Below are 17,989 nucleotides of genomic sequence, written 5' to 3'. Positions count from 1 at the left end.
CACAGCATCCGGGATCAGCTAAGCGCTTTGAATGTGGGGTTTATGGAGCGCTTACGATGGTTCGCTCCACGTACGCCAGGATGCCCGGGTGTATTCAGCCCTGATAGACGGCCAGGAAAGCGCCACGCTGGAACTTGCCGCCGATCGCTACGCCTATGTGCACGTGGCACGTGGTAGCGTCGAACTCAACGGCATGGCACTGCAGGAAGGCGACGGTGTGCGCGTGCGCAAGGAGCAACGGCTGACCTTGGACAATGGCAGTGACGCCGAGGTGCTGGTATTCGATCTGCGGGCGCAGGAATTGCCGCAGATGCCTTGACGGGCTGAAGCTGGGTTATGCGTACGATCAATGGCGTCGCTAACAAGTCGTCTGGGGTGCTGCCGGTGATAAAACACGCTGGCGGTACCATCATTCGAGCTTTGCTTGCGAAGGAGAGTGCTATCAAACATTCTTATAGCAGCAGGCGCACGGCTTATTAACAATCCAGCCCACCTAAACTCGTCTCTTTATAGCCGCACGACAAGACAGTCAGCACTGCAACTTCATTTCTTACTCTGCCAATTCACGATACTTCTGAGGCGTCATACCAAACCAACGCAACGACGCCTTGTGGAAACTGCTCTTATCACAAAAACCCAGAGTCGCGCATATATACTTCAAGTTGTAAGCCGAATCCTTCAACAAATGACGCGCCAGCTCTTTTCGAGAGGCCTCAAAAATAGCCGTAAAGGTAGTTTCTTCACGCTGCAAATAGTTTTGCAGTGTTCTAGCGCTCATCTTCATGGCTCTCGATACCGTTTGAACGGTAGGAATACAGCCAATCAACAACCCATCAGATACGATTTTTTTAATCCTGGATGACATGAGCCCACTGATTGAATTTTGCAAATAAACATTCAGCACATCCGTGTGCACAACATTCAATGTCGGCGAGGCAGATATCAAAGGATAATCATACACTTCCCTCCTGAAAAGCAGACTATTCGACGCTGAAGAAAAGGTAATATTTTTCCCAAATATTGCTTTTAATGCATTTAAGTCCACCGGCTCAGTATATGTAAATTCCGCAGCGACTGGTTGAACAGCCTGATTGGGGACTAGCCACTGCATCAAGCCTAAGAACACTGACGCCCCTGAATCAACGAACACTCTTGGTGGTTTATCACCTACTTCAAAACCTAGAACCTTAAGATATTTTCCGCGAAACTCGACTTTCAAAAAAGAGCCATTGCTAATTAATGGATGGTACGTCACCAACCGCTCCAGCGCATGCCCTAATGTTGAACATGACATCACCGCGTACCCGAGAACACCCAACATTGCGGGGTGTGCATTACCGAATGCTTTCAAACCAAGATCTGGATCCTCCACCTTGGCCGTCAAATCATTTAACCATTCATACACCCGTACAATATCTATATATTCACCAGGCCCCAGCACATCCACATCAAAGCCGTCTTTACTCGAAAAGTGATAACCAAGTGCATGACCAAGTAACCGCACATACGCCTTACTAATATTAAACATCTACGACACATCCCTGATATAAAATACTGCAAGCTCAGAGCAGAGCAGCTTACATGACACATTAAATCTTTGATGACGGGATCTTGGACGTCAATAGTGCATGCGCTCATGGACACCACTCTATCGCCCCAGAACACTTATCATCCAAACAGAAACGTGCCACTATACCGTTGATAAAGCTGGATCCAATACTTTAATTTAAGTAGCTCATATTAACGATGACACTCAATCCAAAGCGAAATCAACACAAAGGATGGGTATGGGCCTTCAAAAAGATAAGGTCCTATCAATTCTCAATCACCACCGCTTTTTTTCGAGCGACTCTCTACCTCTTGACAGGCGACACCGGCATATTTGGACGCAAGGACAGCTACACAAAGTTTCGAATAAAACGGTGAATGTTCAATCCAGGTAACGATTTGCACAGTGACACAAACCACTTAGAGCTTATCAAACGGCGCACTTATAATGAGCCAACACCCTCAAGTCATAGTGATTGCGAGTGGCAAAGGTGGGACGGGCAAAAGTACCTTATCGATCAACCTCTCAATGGCGCTGGCAGACCTTGGAAAACGCGTTGCAATTCTCGACGCTAACCTGGAACTTCCCAGCATTGCTACGCTTTTGAACATTTCACCTGACTATACCATTACAGATTTAATCGAAGGGAATAGCTCCCTTCGAGAGGTCATCTATAACGGACCTAAAGGCATCAACTTGATTCTCGGCAGCAGCCTGCCGAAATCGATGAAACATTTATCGACGGCTCATCACTTTGGCATCGTCAATGCGCTCAGCACAATCTCCAAAGAACTCGACATCCTTGTCATTGACACAGCGCCCGGCATTAACAAGTGCACGCTTAATTTCATCCGCGCCTCACAAGAAATTTTGCTTGTCACCTGCAGCGAACCAACGGCCATCGCCAGCACACAGGCCCTTATACATATACTGCACAGCACTTACGACTTACACAACTTCAGAATACTGATCAACAAAGCCCTTGACACACATGAAGGTCAAAAAGCTTTCAACACCCTTCAACAATTAAACAAGAACAACGATGTATTTCTGAGTTACGCCGGGTACGTTCATGAACATAAGTCATCCCGAATGGCAGCCAGTAAAGGCAAGGCTTTATATGACATGTTTCCCAAATCAGACTTTGCTCATGACATTAAAAAAATAGCCAAATCAATTGAAAAATGGCCCCTGCGCGAAACACCCACAGGCCACATAGAATTCTTTTTGGAATCCCTCATCCAAAAATCCCAGACCGTATAAACACACCGTAAAACACAGACTTTTTCAGGATGAAAACTCACATGACATGGACGTTCAAAGACCGCTTCAACTCTGACAAATTTATTACGGTTAACGATGATTTTCCCCGAATTTTAAAACTACTGGGAGAAACGTTTCAAGACTTTCGCCACCACAACTGCATGGGCAGGCCAGCACAAAAAAAATTAATATCCAGCCGAGGCAGTGGGTTTGCCAAGGCTATCTATATCCACACACAGATCAGTTACTGCCTGGGCACCCATGACTGCCTGGAGGACGCTGAATATGAACACTACTGCACGACCGTCAAGAAGCACTTCATTGACGTTCATCCCCTGTTTGCCATGAGAGCATATGCTGAATGCATCTCACTCATCAGCAGCGATAATGAATCAATTAAACAGACACCACTAAATAAATAACTCAACCGCCTCACTGATCACATATGAAAGCATCTGACTCCATTCCGGAATGGTCTGTGGTGCGCCGCAATATCAGACGCTCATTGATGATGTGCTCATCGCGCTCTTCAAGGTGACATACACTTTAAATGCTCATCTTACGGCGCGGTCGACATGGCGCCCGGTTTTCTCGCCGCGTGCGATAGCCGTTTCAACCGTGTCAAGGTGCCTTGGGGTAAAGAACGTGTGGACTCTCTTGAGTTGAGGTGACGCCAAGGGGGATATGGGCCAGAGTAGTGGCTGGCTTCGCTTTTGAATGTCCTGCCGCTTAGTTGCTCGCCAGTGCATCTATGAACGCTTTAGCCAACATTTCGCTGGAGCCGCTATGGCTCAACAGCAGCTTTGATTCTCTGCACGCTGAGTGCTTTTTTGTCGGAGTTCTGTGACATGTCTGGTTCCAATATCGATAAATTCAATGAGCTGACCGGCAAGGTGCTGGGTGAGCTGTATCTGAACTTCCCTGTGCCCTTCAACCTGACCGCAGAGCATTTTGTTGAACCGGCAATGGAGTGGAGTGAAGAGCGTCAAATGGATCTGCCCAGCAAAGAGGCTGAGTTTTTTATCGCGACAACGGGATGGCTGATCAACGCGGGGTACATCAGCGGCGGGCTGTTTTCCAACACCCATGTCTCGGATGCCGTACTCACTGTGAAAGGCCTCGAAGTTCTAAACGCAACCCCGCGCAGCCTGACTCATGCCCACTCCCTGCGCGAGCAATTAGCCGAGATTGCCAGAGAAGGCAGCAAGGAAAGCGTTAAGGGGTTGCTTGCCGAGGAACTCATCACGGGTGCAAAAATCATCGCCCCTGCCGTTGGGCTCCTCTGACTTCAGCGCCGCTTGAGATAAACGCGGCTTGAGCTGCGTCGTTGAGGAAGCCGAGAGCCATCATCACGTTGTAGACCTTGGCTTCATAGCTCATTAATAGCGCCTTCCATTGGCACATGCAGCGCTAGCCAAAGTTGGCAGGTAGTTATTTGAGCTTTTTGCCCTCAAAAGGCCCCGACTTTATACCCGCCAACGAAAAAGCCCCTGAAATGTTTGACCATTTCAGGGGCTTCGTCTTGTTCAATAATGGCGGAGAGATAGGGATTCGAACCCTAGGTACTGTCGCCAGTACAACGGATTTCGAATCCGTCCCATTCGGCCACTCTGGCATCTCTCCAACGGCGCGCATCATAACGCGGTTTCTGATTATGGCAAAGCCTTTTTTCAAAAAAACCGCGTGCTATCAGTTGCTTGCGCGCCTTTACTGCTTAAAGCGGGACGCCGAGGCGGTTTGCAACTTCTTCGTAGGCTTCAATGACGTCGCCCAGACCCTGACGAAAGCGGTCCTTGTCCATTTTCTTGCCAGTGGCCTTGTCCCACAGACGGCAACCGTCCGGGCTGAATTCGTCACCCAGGACGATGGAGCCGTCATGGAATACGCCGAATTCAAGCTTGAAGTCCACCAGCAGCAAGCCAGCGTCGTCGAACAATTTGTTCAGTACATCGTTGACCTTGAGCGACAGTTCTTTCATGCGAACCAGTTGCTCGGCAGTGCCCCAACCGAATGCCACGACGTGGGATTCGTTGATGAACGGGTCGCCCTTGGCGTCGTCCTTGAGGAACAGTTCAAAGGTGTACGGGTTGAGCTTCATGCCCTCTTCGACACCCAGGCGCTTGACCAGGCTGCCTGCCGCGTAGTTACGCACAACACACTCGACAGGGATCATGTCGAGCTTTTTAACCAGGCACTCGTTGTCACCCAGCAGTTTGTCGAATTGGGTCGGCACGCCGGCTTCTTCGAGTTTCTGCATGATGAAGGCGTTGAACTTGTTGTTCACCATACCTTTGCGATCAAGCTGTTCAATACGCTTGCCGTCGAACGCCGAGGTGTCGTTGCGAAACAGCAGGATCAAGCGGTTTTCGTCGTCGGTCTTGTAAACCGATTTCGCTTTACCGCGATAGAGTTCTTCACGTTTTTCCATGATGGGCTCCGCATGCTAAGTAGGTGGGCTAGGCGATTGTGCGCCAGTCGAGCCCTGAATCTTGATCGGCCAGTTGCAGCCAGTCCGGGTCGCACCCTAGGGTGTCGACAAAACATTGCCGGGCCAGCTGCGGCAGGTTGTTCTTGCTGCTGAGGTGTGCCAGTACAAGGTGTTGCAGATCTTGCCAGCCCAACTCGGCCACCAGGCTTGCAGCCTGATGGTTGTTCAAATGTCCTTCCTGGCCCCCTACCCGCTGCTTGAGAAAAGCAGGGTAGTGACCACGGGCAAGCAGGTCGCGGCAATGGTTTGCCTCGATCATCAGCGCATCCAGGTTGCGGTAGCTGTCCAGTACCCCCGCGCAATACGAGCCCAGGTCGGTCAGCAAGCCAAACCGCCGCTTGCCGTCACTGAACACGTACTGGGTGGGTTCCTGAGCATCATGGGCCACAAGGGTCACACTGATAGTCAACGCCCCGACTTGCAATGTCTGGCCACCGGCAACGTATCCGGCCGGCTCCAGGGGCTTGCGCATCCCGCGCTGAGTGCCACGACTCATGTACACCGGCAAATTGTAGCGCCGAGACAGCAAACCCACGCCATGCACGTGGTCGGCATGTTCGTGGGTTACCAGAATCGCGCTCAGCTGGTGGGCGCTGACGCCCAACCTGGCCAGGCGACGCTCGGTTTCTCGCAAGGAGAAACCGCAATCGACCAGTACATAAGTGTTGTCGCTGGTTATCAGCGTGCCATTCCCTTGGCTACCACTGCCGAGAACGGCAAAGCGCATGCAATCAACCCAGGTTGTCTTGGATAACGCCCAACACTTTGCGCGCCACTTCTGGCGAGGCAACGGTGTTGATGTTTTCTTCGACAGTCACTTGTACGCTGTCACCGACCTTGCTCAGGCGAACCTGATAGCGCTGGGCACGGGCTTCAACTTCTTCCTTGTCCGGCTTGCTGCCGAAGAGACCGGAGAAGAAACCAGGCTTCTCGTCCTTCTTCTCGGCTTTTTCGGCAAGGTTGATGTAGTACAGGCCCAAGGTGCGGTTGATGTCTTCAACGCGCCATTCGCCCTGCTCAAGCGCGCGACCCACACTGGACCAGGCGCGATCGAGGTCTTCGGTCAGCGTCAGCACCGGGTTGCCGCTGCCGTCTTCGCTCAGGCTGACGCGCGCCGGGGTGTCGAAATCACGTGCTGCAAGCAACGATACCGAACCGCCCTTCTCGGCGTTACGGTTCATGCTGATGAGCATCTCATCAACCAGGGCTGCATCCAGACCGGTGTTGACCGAACGGGTGGCGAAATCGACGTCGGCAGTGCTGCCGGCCGGGCGGTTGGCACTGACGACATAGATTTCACTGGTGTTGCGCTGCACACCCGGCTCGATGCGAACCCGCAGGCGGGTCTCGCTGTCGGCGGCCAGGCCGCTGCTGCCCACATGGCGGGCCATCGGAGCCGAAAGCTCGTCAGCACGCTGCCAGGTGGTTGTGAATTCGCCGGTTTGCGGGCGCTGCTCGTCAATGCTGAAACCGTTGTCCTGGAAGAACTGCATTGCCACCGGCCAGACTTCGGACGGAGAGCGCTGCGCCATCACCCAACGGCTGTCGCCGCTTTTTTGAAGGCTGAAGTCACTGGCACTGGCGGTTACAGCCAATGGCTGTGGACGCGGCACCTCAAACTCGCCCTTGACGTTGTCGTCAGGCACGTTGCCAGGGATCGGCAACAGCGGGACCAGGCGTTTGTCAGTCTGGACACCGGGTGGCAACTGCATGGGAGGGGTTTGACGCGCCTCCAGATAATCGCTGCCACGGTCACGGAAATACCCGTCTTGACCCCACAGCCAACCGCAGCCGCTGGTGCTGGAAATAATCACGGCTAGTGCGGAAAGTCCGGCCAATCGCTTCATGCGTAGTGCTTCCTCAATTAAACCAAGACACCGGACTGGCGCATTGCCTGACGCAGTGGTTCGTGGCAAGGCTCGCTGAGCCAGGTGAGAGGCAGACGGATACCGTCCGACATCAAGCCCATTTCATGCAGCGCCCATTTCACGGGGATAGGGTTGGATTCGATAAACAGGGTTTTATTGAGCGGCATCAGCTTTTCGTGGAGCGCGCGAGCAGTGACGGCATCGCCACGCATCGCAGCGGCGCACAGGTCGCTCATGTCTCGTGGCGCAACGTTGGCGGTCACCGAGATATTGCCCTTGCCGCCGAGCAGGATCAGCTCGACTGCGGTCGCGTCGTCACCGGAGTACACCAGGAAGTCGCTGCTGACGCCTGCCAGGATGGCCGGTACGCGGGCCAGGTCGCCGGTGGCTTCCTTGATGCCGATGATGTTCGGCACCGTCGACAGGCGCACAACGGTTGCCGGCAGCATGTCGCAGGCGGTACGGCCCGGAACGTTGTAAAGGATCTGCGGGATATCGACCGCTTCGGCGATGGCCTTGAAATGCTGGTACAAGCCTTCCTGGGTCGGCTTGTTGTAATACGGAGTCACCAGCAGACATGCGTCGGCGCCAGCGGCCTTCGCATTGGCGGTCAGTTCGATCGCTTCACGCGTCGAGTTGGCGCCCGTACCGGCAATCACCGGAATACGTCCTGCAACCTGTTTGACAACGTGACGAATCACTTCGATGTGTTCGTTCACATCCAGAGTTGCCGATTCACCTGTGGTGCCAACGGCAACAATGGCGTTGGTGCCCTCTTGCAGGTGAAAGTCCACCAGTTTGCTCAGAGCGTCCCAATCAAGACGACCTTGTGCATCCATGGGTGTGACCAGTGCCACCATACTGCCCGCAATCATGCAACCGCTCCTGCCGGAAAAAGAGAGCCGTAATGGTACTGGCGCCATGACCCTTGCACAAGCAACAGCGCGCCCGATGAGCATTCCCCTTAGCGTTGCTTTTCGCTACCCTTCAGCCTTTGATTGGTACTGATGTGTGCGCAAGTCTGTTTCACAGGCCTTCAGCAAGCGCCCAAAGCCCCGCCCAAACGCCGCCGAGCGCGGTTTGCAGAGTCTGCAAACCGCCTGTAACGCTGTATTGGCAGGCTTCGGCGCTCAAGTGTCGGCTGATATTCAGCTCGCTCCCCATCGACCGTACTGACCGCTCATCGTTTTAGGAAGGCTGCATGTCCACCCCCACAGTCCGCGAACAATTCCTTGTCATCAGTGCCCTTGGCGCCAACCCAATGGAGCTGACTAACGTCCTGTGTCGCGCCAGCCATGATAATCGCTGCGCCGTCGTAACCTCGCGCCTGACTCGCCACGGCGAATGCAGTGCGCTGATCCTGGAAATAACAGGCAGCTGGGACGCCCTCGCGCGCCTCGAAGCCGGCCTGCCCGCGCTGGCCAAAAAACATGCGTTCAGCGTCAATGTTGTGCGCAGTGCCGCCCTTGAAACTCGCCCGCAAGCACTACCCTACGTAGCCTATGTGAGCTCGGCCTACCGCTCGGACATCATCAACGAGCTGTGCCAGTTCTTCATGGACCACAACGTAGAGCTGGAAAACCTGACATGCGACACCTATCAGGCTCCACAAACCGGCGGCACCATGCTCAATGCCACGTTCACCGTGACCTTGCCGGCCGGCATACAAATCAGCTGGCTGCGTGATCAGTTTCTGGACTTCGCCGATGCGCTGAACCTGGATGCACTGATCGAACCGTGGCGCCCACAGAACCCGATGTAAGGAAACCGACTCAATGGCCGTTGCAATTGACCAACCCGTAGACGACTTCCAGATCCCGGCAACCAGCGAGCAGACCGTCACTTTGGCGGGGCTCAAAGGCAAGCAGGTGGTGATTTACTTCTATCCCAAGGACAGCACGCCGGGCTGCACCACCGAGGGCCAGGGTTTTCGTGACCATTACGCCGAGTTTCAGGCGGCCAACACCGAAGTGTTCGGTGTGTCCCGCGACAGCCTCAAGTCCCACGAGAACTTCAAGGCCAAGCAAGGTTTTCCGTTTGAGTTGCTGAGCGACAAGGACGAAGCCCTGTGTCAGCTGTTTGATGTGATCAAGCTGAAAAAACTGTACGGCAAAGAGTACATGGGCGTTGATCGCAGCACATTCCTGATCGACAAGGACGGCGTGCTGCGCCACGAGTGGCGCGGCGTGAAAGTGCCGGGGCATGTCGAGGCGGTACTTGAGCAGGCCAAGGCGCTGAATAACGGCTAAGCAAAACTCTGTGGGAGCGGGCTTGCTCGCGATTCAGGCGACGCGGCTTGTCAGGCAAACCGCATAGACCTGTCGCGAGCAAGCCCGCTCCCACATGAGTCACAGCGTATTACTGACGCACCAACCGCACATTCTGGAACTCGACCGCTTCGGTGCTGCGGTACGGGTTGATATCCAGCCCGCCACGACGCACATAGCGCGCATACACGGTCAACTTCTCGGGTTTGAGCAAACGCTGCAAGTCGAGAAAGATCCGCTCCACACATTGCTCGTGGAAGTCCGAGTGCTGGCGAAAGCTCACCAGATACGCCAGCAAACTGGCGTGATCCAGCGCCGCGCCACGGTATTGCACCACGACAGTGCCCCAGTCAGGCTGACTGGTAACCGGGCAGTTGGATTTGAGCAAGTGGCTGTAAACGCTTTCTTCCACGACCTGTGAGCCATCGCACTGGAGCAACTCAGGACGGGGCTGTTCGTAATCGCTGACCGAGATATCCAGGTCATCAATGCAGATACCCGGCAAAACGCCTACGCCATCGGCCTGGACATCATTCAAGCTACGTACGCGCACGCTGACAGGCTTGCCGGATGCTGCGGACAAATCTGCCTGCAATGTGGCTTCAAGGCTCGGCGTATCCGCAAAAACGCTCTGGTTCAGGGAGTTCAAGTACAGCTTGAACGACTTGGACTCGACGATATTCGGTGAATCGGCGGCAAAGCAGAACTCGCCAATGGCGACAACCGGCTTGCCCGATGGCAACAGCCACGACAGCTCGAAGCAGGTCCAGAAATCCACCCCGACATAAGGCAGCGTTTCGGCGCTCAGCCCCAGCTCTGCCCATTTCGCCGCACGCGGGATCGGGAACAGCAAGGACGGGGTGTAGGTGCTGATGTATTCACTGGACTTGCCCAGCGGGGAATGTTCGGCGGCGGGATGCATGACAAAAACCTGGCTAGAAAAACCCGGTAATTCTATCGGGTTTGAGCCAGGCTTTCAGCGTTCACTGACGATCAGGGTGTTTTAAGGCGCTACGTTGACCTTGCCGACCATGCCAGCCTGGTAGTGACCGGGCACGTTGCAGGCGAATTCCAGGTTATCGCCCCGGGTGAAGGTCCAGGTCAGCTCGGCGGTTTTACCCGGCTCGACCAGCACGCTGTTGGGGTCATCATGCTTCATGCCGGGCATCTCCTTCGAACCGTGCCCCATGGATGAGTGATCCATGCCCCCATGTCCCATGCCCGTCTGCGTGAGCATGCCGCTCTGCTGCATTTCGAGCATTTCTTTCTGGTGCGCCGCATGCATCGCCGCATTGCCCAGGTTGAATTCATGGAGCAACTGCCCTTTGTTGACCAGCACAAAACGTACGGTCTCACCGGCTTTCACGTCCAAGGACTTGGGTGTGAAAGCCATATCGGTCATGTCGATCTCCACCGTGCGCGTCGCACTGGCGGCGGGCGCAGGCTGGCCAAAATCAGAGTGCCCCGCAGGCGACGCCATGACAGGCAAGCTCAGGGCCAGCAAACAGCCCGCGAGCGACAAACGGATACGTACAGTCATACTTACTCCCAGAAACCAAAGGTGAGGCTTTGCGCCACTTTAAAATCCCGGTACTGGCATTCAACTGACCGTAAGATTACAAATTTGTCAGCTTGAACCTGCATCACCAGCACCAAGGTATAAGACCGAGGTTAATTTTTACGATGAGTCGACCATGAAACTGCTGATTGTCGAAGACCAGGTCAAAACCGGACAGTACTTACGCCAGGGCTTGAGCGAGGCCGGGTTCACCACGGAACTGGCCGCCGATGGCATTACCGGACAACACCTGGCATTGACCGGCGATTACTCGCTGCTGATTCTCGACGTCATGCTGCCGGGCCGCGATGGCTGGCAAATCCTGCAAGCGGTGCGCAGCGCAGGACTAAGCTTGCCGGTGTTGTTTTTGACTGCACGGGATGCGGTCGAAGACCGAGTCCACGGTCTGGAGCTGGGGGCCGACGATTACCTGGTCAAGCCGTTTGCATTTTCCGAATTGCTGGCACGGGTGCGCAGCCTGCTGCGCCGGGGCAACAACGCCACCCAGGAAACCAGCCTGCAGCTGGCCGACCTGCGCCTGGACCTGACCCGCCGCCGCGCAGAACGCAACGGCCAACGCATTGACCTCACCGCCAAGGAGTTTTCCCTGCTGGAGTTGCTGCTGCGTCGTCAGGGTGAAGTCCTGCCCAAGTCATTGATTGCTTCGCAGGTGTGGGACATGAACTTTGACAGTGACACCAACGTCATCGAAGTCGCGATTCGCCGCCTGCGCCTGAAAATCGACGACAACCATGAGCAAAAGCTGATCCACACCGTACGCGGCATGGGCTACGTACTCGAAGAGCGCAGCAGTTGATGCGCAACCTGTCACTGAGCACTCGCCTGGCACTGCTGTTTGCGGGCTGTACCGCGGTGGTGTCGCTGTTTGCCGGGGTGCTGTTCGGACGGGCCAGTGAAGTGCATTTCGTCGAGCTCGACCAGCAACTGATGGAAAGCCGTCTCGCGGTCTTACGCAGCACCCTGCAAGGGGCGGACACCCTGGAACGTTTCACCCTGCGCCTGCCGGCAATGCTACAGGACCTGGCCCACCAGCCGGATCTTGCAGTACGGGTCCGCGGTCAGGACGGGCATCTGTGGTTTGACAGTTCGCCGCGGCTACCCCTAGAACTTTCGACGCAACCAGGGCTGGGTAGCCTGCAAATCAATGGCACCGACTACCGCGTACTGGTGCCGCAGGACAACACCCCCAACACGCCGCATCTGACGCTGTTACTGGACATCACCCACCACCAGCACTTCCTGCAGCGCATGCAACGCTTGATCTGGATGACCGTCGGCCTCTCGGCGCTGGCCACGGCGATCCTGGGCGCCTGGGCGGCCCGTAGCGGCCTGCGGCCCTTGCGTCGCATGAGCGCGATTGCAGCCAGTGTTTCGGCGGACTCACTCAACGCCCGCCTGCCCCAGGAACAAATGCCTGCCGAGCTGGCAGACCTGGCAACGGCCTTTAACGCCATGCTGGAGCGCCTGGACGATTCTTTTCAGCGACTGTCGGCCTTCTCCGCCGATATTGCGCATGAACTGCGCACACCACTGTCCAACCTCCTGACCCACACCCAAGTCACCCTGACTCGCCCAAGAGACATCGAAGAGTATCGCGAGACCCTGCACAGCAACCTTGAAGAACTGCAATGGATGGCGCAGCTGGTCAACGACATGCTGTACCTGGCCAAGGCCGATCATGGTTTGCTCACACCGCGCCGCGAACCGCTGGACCTTGGCAGGGAAGTCGATGCGTTGCTGGAGTTTTACGCGCTACTGGCCGAGGACTCGCAGATCGAACTGACACGCCAAGGCAGTGCGCACTTTGCAGGCGACCGCAGCATGCTGCGCCGCGCCCTCTCCAACCTGCTGGATAACGCCCTGCGCTACACGCCGGGTGGCGGTGCGATCAAGGTGCTGATTGAGGCTTTGCCGGGCAGTGTGCTCATCCGCATTGAGAACACTGGTCCGGGGATTCCTGCAGAACTGCTGCCGCGCCTGTTTGACCGGTTTTATCGGGCAGACCCTGCCCGCCGCGAAGGCAGTAGCGAACATGCAGGGTTGGGGCTGGCGATCACCCAATCGATCATTCGCGCCCATGGCGGGCAGATCAAGTGTGAGTCGCAGGAGGGGCTAACGCGGTTTGTGATTGAGTTGCCGGTCTGACCGGTTTATTCAACTGCGGGAGCGGGCTCGCTCGCGATGCAAACGGTGCGGTGTTTAAGCCACACCGCGTCGATGCCATCGCGAGCAAGCCCGCTCCTACCTGTCAGGAATAACGCAACGCGTGGGCCGGCTGGATTTTCGCCGCCCGGTACGCAGGATAAAGCGTGGCCAGAAAGCTCAGCACAAAGCCCGCACCGCAGATCAATGCCACATCGCCGCCTTGCAACTCTGATGGCAAGTTGCTGACGAAGTACACATCGGAACTGAAGATGTGCTGCCCGGACACCCGCTCCATCCAGCCCACCAGTTCGCTGACATTCAACGCCGCGATCACCCCCAGCACACCGCCAATCAAGGTGCCGACAATACCGATCACCGTGCCCTGAACCATGAAGATGGCCATGATCTGCCGCGGCGTGGCACCGATGGTGCGCAGGATCGCGATATCCGCCCCCTTGTCATTCACCACCATGATCAGCGTGGCAATGATGTTGAACGCGGCAACGGCAACGATCATCAGCAGCAACAGGCCGATCATGGTTTTTTCCATTTTCATGGCACTGAACAGACTGCCCTGGGTGTGGGTCCAGTCATCTGCCTTGTAGGCCGCGCCCAGGCCGGTTGCGACCTGCTGTGAAACCTGCGGCGCCGCGTACAGGTCCTTGACCGCCAGACGCACGCTTTGCACCTGATTGGGTTCCCAGTGTTGAATGGCGGCAGCATCTTCCCTATGGATCAGGCCCATGGTGCCATCCAGCTCGGCACCGACCTTGAAGATGCCCACCACATTCAGGCGCTGCAAACGCGGGGTAATCCCGCCCGGTGCGGTACTGGCCTCGGGCACGATCAAAGTGATCTTGTCCCCGACCGCCAGACGAAAGCGCCGTGCGGTAATGTCACCCAGCACCACGCCAAACTCACCGGGCTTCAAGTCTTCAAGACTGCCCTGCACGATGTTCTGGGTCACGATCGAGACTTTGCCTTCCTGCGCCGGATCGATACCGCTGATCTGGATCGGCTGCATCGAACCCTTGAAGGACAGCATGCCGTCCAGCTCGGTAAACGGCACGGCTGCCGTGACCTCGGGGTTCTTCATCGCGGCATCGGCCACCGGGCGCCAGTCATCGATCGGCTTTACGCCAACGATGGTCGCGTGGGGCACCATACCCAGGATGCGGTTACTCATTTCGCGCTGAAAACCGTTCATCACCGACAACACCACGATCATCGCCAGCACGCCCAGGGCGAGGCCGATCATCGAGGTCATGGAGATAAACGAAACAAAACGATTGCGGCGCTTGGCGCGGGTATAGCGCGTGCCGATAAAAATCGATAACGGTCTGAACATTCGCGGGCACCGTATAAAAATTGAAGACCCGACGCCCGTTTGCAGACGTCGGGTTCTGGCCGATCAGATCGGGGTCAGACGACCGTCCTGCAGATGCAACACGCGGTCCATCTGGCGGGCCAGATTCATGTCGTGAGTCACCACCAGGAACGCAGTGCGCATCGAAGTGCTGAGTTCCAGCATCAGGTCCTGGATACCCTGGGCGGTGTGGGAGTCAAGGTTGCCCGTAGGCTCATCGAGCATCACCAGTCCCGGCTTGTTGACCAGTGCGCGGGCAATCGCCACACGCTGACGCTCGCCACCCGACAGTTCCGACGGCTTGTGCTCCAGTCGATGACCCAGGCCAACACGGGTCAACAGTGCTGTCGCACGTTCGCGCGCCTCGGGGATCGCCGTCTTGCCGATCAACAATGGCATGCAGACGTTTTCCAGTGCGGTGAACTCGGGCAACAAGTGGTGGAACTGATAAACGAAACCCAACGAACGATTGCGCAACAGGCCGCGGGCCTTTTCGCCCAGCGCCGACAGCTCTTCACCGGCCAGCCAGACGCTGCCGGTGGTCGGGGTATCGAGGCCGCCGAGCATATTGAGCAACGTACTTTTGCCCGAACCCGAAGTACCGACGATCGCCACCCGCTCACCGGGGTGCAGCTCAAGCTGCAGGCCCGACAGCACCACCACCGACTCAGGGCCTTCCTCGTAGGACTTGCCCAGGTCGCGGCAACTCAACACTGCTTGATCTTTCATGCCCAACTCACTCATAACGAAGCGCCTGCGCAGGCTGGGTGCGCGCAGCACGCCAGGCCGGGTACAAGGTCGCGAGGAAACTCAGAACCAATGCCGCACCGCACACCATCAATACGTCCTGCGCCTGCAATTGCGAAGGCAGGTAGTCGATGAAATACACGTCGGCATTGAGAAACTTGTGCCCGATCAGGTCTTCGAGTGCAGAGATTGCGGCGCTGACATTGAGCGCCGCAAACATGCCGACCACCGCACCGATCGCGGTCCCGACCACGCCGATAACAGTGCCTTGCACCATAAAGGTCGCCATGATCGTGCCCGGGGTCGCACCCAGGGTACGCAGGATCGCGATATCGCCTTTCTTGTCATTGACCACCATCACCAGCGTGGAAATGATGTTGAACGCGGCCACGGCCACAATCAGCAGCAACAGCAGGCCGATCATGGCTTTTTCCATGCGGATGGCCTGGTACAGATTGCCGTGGGTACGGGTCCAGTCACGGGCGTAATACTGGCTTTCACCCAACTGCTGGGCGATTTCCCACGCGGTACGTGGCGCCTCGAACAGATCATCGAACTTCAGCCGCAGGCCTTGCACCTGGTCAGGTTTCCAGCGCTGCAGGCGCGCCAGGTCCTGCAAGTTGGTAATACCCAGGTAGCCGTCGATCTCACCGGCGCCGACATGAAAAATGCCCTGCACAGTGAATCGCTTCATGCGCGGGAACATCCCGGCCGGCGTCACCGTGACTTCCGGCGCGACAAACGTCAGCTTGTCGCCGACGGCCACACCGAGTTTTTTCGCGGCCTTGTCGCCAATGATGATGCCGAAGCTGCCGGGGGTCAGCGAGTCGAGCTGCCCCTGCTGCATGAATTGATCGATGATCGAGACATTGCGCTCCTGCGCCGGGTCGATGGCATTGAGCAGTACCTTCTGCACATTGCCGTCATTGGTCAGCAAACCCTGCATCTGGGTGAATGGCGCCACGGCCTCCACTTTGGGGTTTTGCTTGACCCTGGCGGCCAGGCTTTGCCAGTCGCTGATCGGTTGATCGCCGACGATGGTCGCGTGGGGCACCATGCCCAGCACGCGGGTGCGCATCTCATGATCGAAACCGTTCATCACCGATAACACCACAATCATCACAACCACGCCGAGGGCGAGTCCGATCATTGAAGTCAGAGAAATGAACGACACAAAATGATTGCGGCGCTTTGCACGGGTATAACGCGTGCCGATAAATAAAGAGAGAGGTCTGAACATGTCGGGGCTTGTTCGAGGGAAAAGAAGACGTCCTTGTGGCGGGGCCTGATAAGCAGCTTTACACTCAGACCACAGCTGCCATCACGGGTTCGCCATGTCGACATTAAATGACGCAGATCGCCGCGAATACTACCGTATCGAGGATATGATCGCACTGGAAATAACCCCGCTGTCGGCCCTCGAAGCCGCGAGCGGTGAAGTGTTGCAGGATGCGTCGCCATTGTTCAATTTGCTCAGTGAATTACACCTGAGCGAATTCGAGTCCCAACACTTGCTGCGCCAGATCAGCGAACGTGACCGCACGCTTTCCAGCTACCTCAAGACCCTGAACAAACGCGTCGAGCTGCTCAGCCAGATTGTCGCGCAAACCGTACTGGGCAAGATCGGTGAACTGCAGCCGGTAAAACTGTCCGAGGGCGGTATCGAGTTTCATCATCCCCAGGCCTGCCTGGCGGGCAGCCACCTTTCGCTCAAGCTGGTACTGATGCCACAAGCCCTGGGCTTGTTGTTGCGCGCCCGCGTCATCGAGTGCCTGGCGCAGGATGACCGCTTCACGATCATCGCCGAATTTGAATCCATCACCGATACCCAACGCCAGCTGCTGGCGCGCTACATTTTGCAAAAACAGGCTCAGGCACGCCGCCTGGCCCGCGAACAAAACGAATCCGCGCCCGAGTAACCACCGGGCCCCGAGCACTCTTTACAAGGAGCAATTGTGACTCTGATTTATGGCCATCGCGGCGCCAAGGGCGAAGCACCGGAAAACACGCTTGCCAGCTTTGAGCAATGCCTCAAGCATGGCGTGCGTCGTTGTGAACTCGACCTGCACTTGTCCAAAGATGGCGAGTTGATGGTTATCCACGACCCCACTCTCAAGCGCACCACCGACCGACGCGGCAAGGTGATCGAACATACCGCTGCCGACCTGGTGACTTATGACGCACGCAAGGGCGGCCCGGGCTGGATGCACCCCTGCCCGATCCCGCGCCTTGAAGAACTGTTTGAAAAGTGCGATTTCGAACACTGGCAACTGGAAGTCAAAAGCGCATCGCGCACCCGCGCAGCAACGACCGTGCTGGCGATTCGAGAAATGGCGGTACGTCACGGCGTGATGGACAAAGTCACCGTCACTTCAAGTTCGCGCGAAGTGCTCAAGGCTGCGCTGGAATTGACCCCGGACCTGTCACGGGGACTGGTAGCCGAATACGCCTGGCTCGACCCGATCAAGGTCGCCCAGAGTTATGGCTGCGAGATGCTGGCACTCAACTGGACACTCTGTACGCCTGAACGCCTTGAAAAAGCGCAGCGCCAGGGCTTGCATGTGTCGGTGTGGACAGTCAACGAACCTGCGCTGATGCGCAGGCTCGCCGACTTCGGCGTAGATAGCCTGATTACAGACTTTCCCGGTTTGGCCACTGCCACCCTCGGGAATGGCTGAAATCGGTCTCCCCGGCCGGCTCAGGCCACCGGCCGGAGC

At 56.4% G+C, this 17,989-nt stretch carries 19 protein-coding genes, 1 tRNA gene and 1 pseudogene; 10 read left to right on the top strand and 11 right to left on the bottom strand.

Going from position 1 to position 17,989, the window contains the following annotated elements; translation table 11 throughout:
• Positions 1-55: 55 nt before the first annotated feature.
• Positions 56-319: pseudogene (locus V6P94_RS10540) on the top strand (quercetin 2,3-dioxygenase); the annotation flags it as partial.
• A 231-nt stretch (positions 320-550) separates the two neighbouring features.
• Here V6P94_RS10540 and V6P94_RS10535 read toward each other — a convergent pair.
• On the bottom strand, positions 551-1,528 hold the full coding sequence (locus V6P94_RS10535; RefSeq protein ID WP_326398282.1) for an AraC family transcriptional regulator: 978 nt from the start codon (positions 1,526-1,528) through the stop codon (positions 551-553).
• 468 nt (positions 1,529-1,996) lie between these two features.
• Between V6P94_RS10535 and V6P94_RS10530 the strand changes: the two genes are divergently transcribed.
• From V6P94_RS10530 to V6P94_RS10520, 3 genes are all read left to right on the top strand, one after another.
• Positions 1,997-2,812 carry a P-loop NTPase gene (locus V6P94_RS10530; protein ID WP_219262473.1) on the top strand — a complete coding sequence of 272 codons (816 nt, stop codon included), beginning with the start codon at positions 1,997-1,999 and terminating at the stop codon, positions 2,810-2,812.
• A gap of 41 nt (positions 2,813-2,853) precedes the next feature.
• Positions 2,854-3,234, top strand: a complete 381-nt coding sequence (locus V6P94_RS10525; RefSeq protein ID WP_219262474.1) for a hypothetical protein — start codon at positions 2,854-2,856, stop codon at positions 3,232-3,234.
• A 426-nt stretch (positions 3,235-3,660) separates the two neighbouring features.
• Positions 3,661-4,098 carry a hypothetical protein gene (locus tag V6P94_RS10520; RefSeq protein ID WP_133077810.1) on the top strand — a complete coding sequence of 146 codons (438 nt, stop codon included), beginning with the start codon at positions 3,661-3,663 and terminating at the stop codon, positions 4,096-4,098.
• 247 nt (positions 4,099-4,345) lie between these two features.
• Here V6P94_RS10520 and V6P94_RS10515 read toward each other — a convergent pair.
• The 5 genes from V6P94_RS10515 to dapA all read right to left on the bottom strand — a co-directional run bounded on the left by V6P94_RS10515 (position 4,346) and on the right by dapA (position 8,043).
• Positions 4,346-4,435: transfer RNA gene (locus V6P94_RS10515), tRNA-Ser, on the bottom strand.
• A 91-nt stretch (positions 4,436-4,526) separates the two neighbouring features.
• Positions 4,527-5,240 carry a phosphoribosylaminoimidazolesuccinocarboxamide synthase gene (purC, locus tag V6P94_RS10510; RefSeq protein WP_019410660.1) on the bottom strand — a complete coding sequence of 238 codons (714 nt, stop codon included), beginning with the start codon at positions 5,238-5,240 and terminating at the stop codon, positions 4,527-4,529.
• A 28-nt stretch (positions 5,241-5,268) separates the two neighbouring features.
• The gene (locus tag V6P94_RS10505) at positions 5,269-6,027 is read right to left on the bottom strand and encodes an MBL fold metallo-hydrolase (RefSeq protein WP_133077811.1); all 759 of its coding nucleotides are present in this window, start codon (positions 6,025-6,027) and stop codon (positions 5,269-5,271) included.
• Between the two features lie 4 nt (positions 6,028-6,031).
• Positions 6,032-7,147: an outer membrane protein assembly factor BamC gene (bamC, locus tag V6P94_RS10500; protein WP_133077812.1), complete on the bottom strand. Its 1,116-nt coding sequence runs from the start codon at positions 7,145-7,147 to the stop codon at positions 6,032-6,034.
• Between the two features lie 17 nt (positions 7,148-7,164).
• Positions 7,165-8,043 carry a 4-hydroxy-tetrahydrodipicolinate synthase gene (gene dapA, locus V6P94_RS10495; RefSeq protein WP_326398287.1) on the bottom strand — a complete coding sequence of 293 codons (879 nt, stop codon included), beginning with the start codon at positions 8,041-8,043 and terminating at the stop codon, positions 7,165-7,167.
• A 326-nt stretch (positions 8,044-8,369) separates the two neighbouring features.
• Between dapA and V6P94_RS10490 the strand changes: the two genes are divergently transcribed.
• Positions 8,370-8,930 (top strand): glycine cleavage system protein R, encoded by a 561-nt coding sequence (locus V6P94_RS10490; protein WP_133077814.1) that lies wholly within the window; start codon positions 8,370-8,372, stop codon positions 8,928-8,930.
• A 13-nt stretch (positions 8,931-8,943) separates the two neighbouring features.
• On the top strand, positions 8,944-9,417 hold the full coding sequence (locus tag V6P94_RS10485) for a peroxiredoxin (RefSeq protein WP_133077815.1): 474 nt from the start codon (positions 8,944-8,946) through the stop codon (positions 9,415-9,417).
• Positions 9,418-9,526: 109 nt separating this feature from the next.
• Here the strand turns inward: V6P94_RS10485 and queF are convergent, their stop codons facing one another.
• Entirely contained in the window at positions 9,527-10,357 is an 831-nt protein-coding gene (queF, locus tag V6P94_RS10480) for an NADPH-dependent 7-cyano-7-deazaguanine reductase QueF (protein ID WP_219262476.1), read from the bottom strand.
• Between the two features lie 81 nt (positions 10,358-10,438).
• Positions 10,439-10,975, bottom strand: coding sequence for a cupredoxin family protein (locus V6P94_RS10475; RefSeq protein WP_326398288.1), 537 nt, complete (start codon positions 10,973-10,975; stop codon positions 10,439-10,441).
• Between the two features lie 154 nt (positions 10,976-11,129).
• Between V6P94_RS10475 and V6P94_RS10470 the strand changes: the two genes are divergently transcribed.
• Positions 11,130-11,810 (top strand): heavy metal response regulator transcription factor, encoded by a 681-nt coding sequence (locus V6P94_RS10470; RefSeq protein WP_326398289.1) that lies wholly within the window; start codon positions 11,130-11,132, stop codon positions 11,808-11,810.
• Positions 11,810-13,159: a heavy metal sensor histidine kinase gene (locus tag V6P94_RS10465; protein WP_338649310.1), complete on the top strand. Its 1,350-nt coding sequence runs from the start codon at positions 11,810-11,812 to the stop codon at positions 13,157-13,159. Before V6P94_RS10470 ends, V6P94_RS10465 begins: the two co-directional genes overlap by 1 nt.
• Positions 13,160-13,262: 103 nt before the next feature.
• Here V6P94_RS10465 and V6P94_RS10460 read toward each other — a convergent pair whose 3' ends face one another.
• From V6P94_RS10460 to V6P94_RS10450, 3 genes are all read right to left on the bottom strand, one after another.
• Positions 13,263-14,507, bottom strand: a complete 1,245-nt coding sequence (locus V6P94_RS10460) for a lipoprotein-releasing ABC transporter permease subunit (RefSeq protein WP_133077820.1) — start codon at positions 14,505-14,507, stop codon at positions 13,263-13,265.
• A gap of 63 nt (positions 14,508-14,570) precedes the next feature.
• On the bottom strand, positions 14,571-15,254 hold the full coding sequence (gene lolD, locus V6P94_RS10455; RefSeq protein WP_219262480.1) for a lipoprotein-releasing ABC transporter ATP-binding protein LolD: 684 nt from the start codon (positions 15,252-15,254) through the stop codon (positions 14,571-14,573).
• 7 nt (positions 15,255-15,261) lie between these two features.
• Positions 15,262-16,512, bottom strand: a complete 1,251-nt coding sequence (locus V6P94_RS10450) for a lipoprotein-releasing ABC transporter permease subunit (protein ID WP_133077822.1) — start codon at positions 16,510-16,512, stop codon at positions 15,262-15,264.
• Between the two features lie 94 nt (positions 16,513-16,606).
• On the opposite strand from V6P94_RS10450, the gene V6P94_RS10445 reads away from it, so the two are divergent.
• Positions 16,607-17,191, top strand: coding sequence for a PilZ domain-containing protein (locus V6P94_RS10445; RefSeq protein ID WP_133077823.1), 585 nt, complete (start codon positions 16,607-16,609; stop codon positions 17,189-17,191).
• Positions 17,192-17,227: 36 nt separating this feature from the next.
• Entirely contained in the window at positions 17,228-17,950 is a 723-nt protein-coding gene (locus V6P94_RS10440; RefSeq protein WP_133077824.1) for a glycerophosphodiester phosphodiesterase, read from the top strand.
• Positions 17,951-17,989: the final 39 nt, after the last annotated feature.

This window comes from Pseudomonas sp. ML2-2023-3 (assembly GCF_037055275.1).
Classification (GTDB): Bacteria; Pseudomonadota; Gammaproteobacteria; order Pseudomonadales; family Pseudomonadaceae; genus Aquipseudomonas.
The sequence above is the reverse complement of the archived record's forward strand: the minus strand, read 5'-3'. Positions and strand labels throughout refer to the sequence as shown.

Coding starts and splice junctions, on each gene's coding strand:
- lolD (WP_219262480.1), bottom strand. CDS start 15,254: ATGAAAGATCAAGCAGTGTTGAGTTGCCGCGACCTGGGCAAGTCCTAC.
- V6P94_RS10520 (WP_133077810.1), top strand. CDS start 3,661: ATGTCTGGTTCCAATATCGATAAATTCAATGAGCTGACCGGCAAGGTG.
- V6P94_RS10450 (WP_133077822.1), bottom strand. CDS start 16,512: ATGTTCAGACCTCTCTCTTTATTTATCGGCACGCGTTATACCCGTGCA.
- bamC (WP_133077812.1), bottom strand. CDS start 7,147: ATGAAGCGATTGGCCGGACTTTCCGCACTAGCCGTGATTATTTCCAGC.
- queF (WP_219262476.1), bottom strand. CDS start 10,357: ATGCATCCCGCCGCCGAACATTCCCCGCTGGGCAAGTCCAGTGAATAC.
- purC (WP_019410660.1), bottom strand. CDS start 5,240: ATGGAAAAACGTGAAGAACTCTATCGCGGTAAAGCGAAATCGGTTTAC.
- V6P94_RS10465 (WP_338649310.1), top strand. CDS start 11,810: ATGCGCAACCTGTCACTGAGCACTCGCCTGGCACTGCTGTTTGCGGGC.
- V6P94_RS10490 (WP_133077814.1), top strand. CDS start 8,370: ATGTCCACCCCCACAGTCCGCGAACAATTCCTTGTCATCAGTGCCCTT.
- V6P94_RS10525 (WP_219262474.1), top strand. CDS start 2,854: ATGACATGGACGTTCAAAGACCGCTTCAACTCTGACAAATTTATTACG.
- V6P94_RS10530 (WP_219262473.1), top strand. CDS start 1,997: ATGAGCCAACACCCTCAAGTCATAGTGATTGCGAGTGGCAAAGGTGGG.
- dapA (WP_326398287.1), bottom strand. CDS start 8,043: ATGATTGCGGGCAGTATGGTGGCACTGGTCACACCCATGGATGCACAA.
- V6P94_RS10445 (WP_133077823.1), top strand. CDS start 16,607: ATGTCGACATTAAATGACGCAGATCGCCGCGAATACTACCGTATCGAG.
- V6P94_RS10460 (WP_133077820.1), bottom strand. CDS start 14,507: ATGTTCAGACCGTTATCGATTTTTATCGGCACGCGCTATACCCGCGCC.
- V6P94_RS10475 (WP_326398288.1), bottom strand. CDS start 10,975: ATGACTGTACGTATCCGTTTGTCGCTCGCGGGCTGTTTGCTGGCCCTG.
- V6P94_RS10485 (WP_133077815.1), top strand. CDS start 8,944: ATGGCCGTTGCAATTGACCAACCCGTAGACGACTTCCAGATCCCGGCA.
- V6P94_RS10505 (WP_133077811.1), bottom strand. CDS start 6,027: ATGCGCTTTGCCGTTCTCGGCAGTGGTAGCCAAGGGAATGGCACGCTG.
- V6P94_RS10470 (WP_326398289.1), top strand. CDS start 11,130: ATGAAACTGCTGATTGTCGAAGACCAGGTCAAAACCGGACAGTACTTA.
- V6P94_RS10535 (WP_326398282.1), bottom strand. CDS start 1,528: ATGTTTAATATTAGTAAGGCGTATGTGCGGTTACTTGGTCATGCACTT.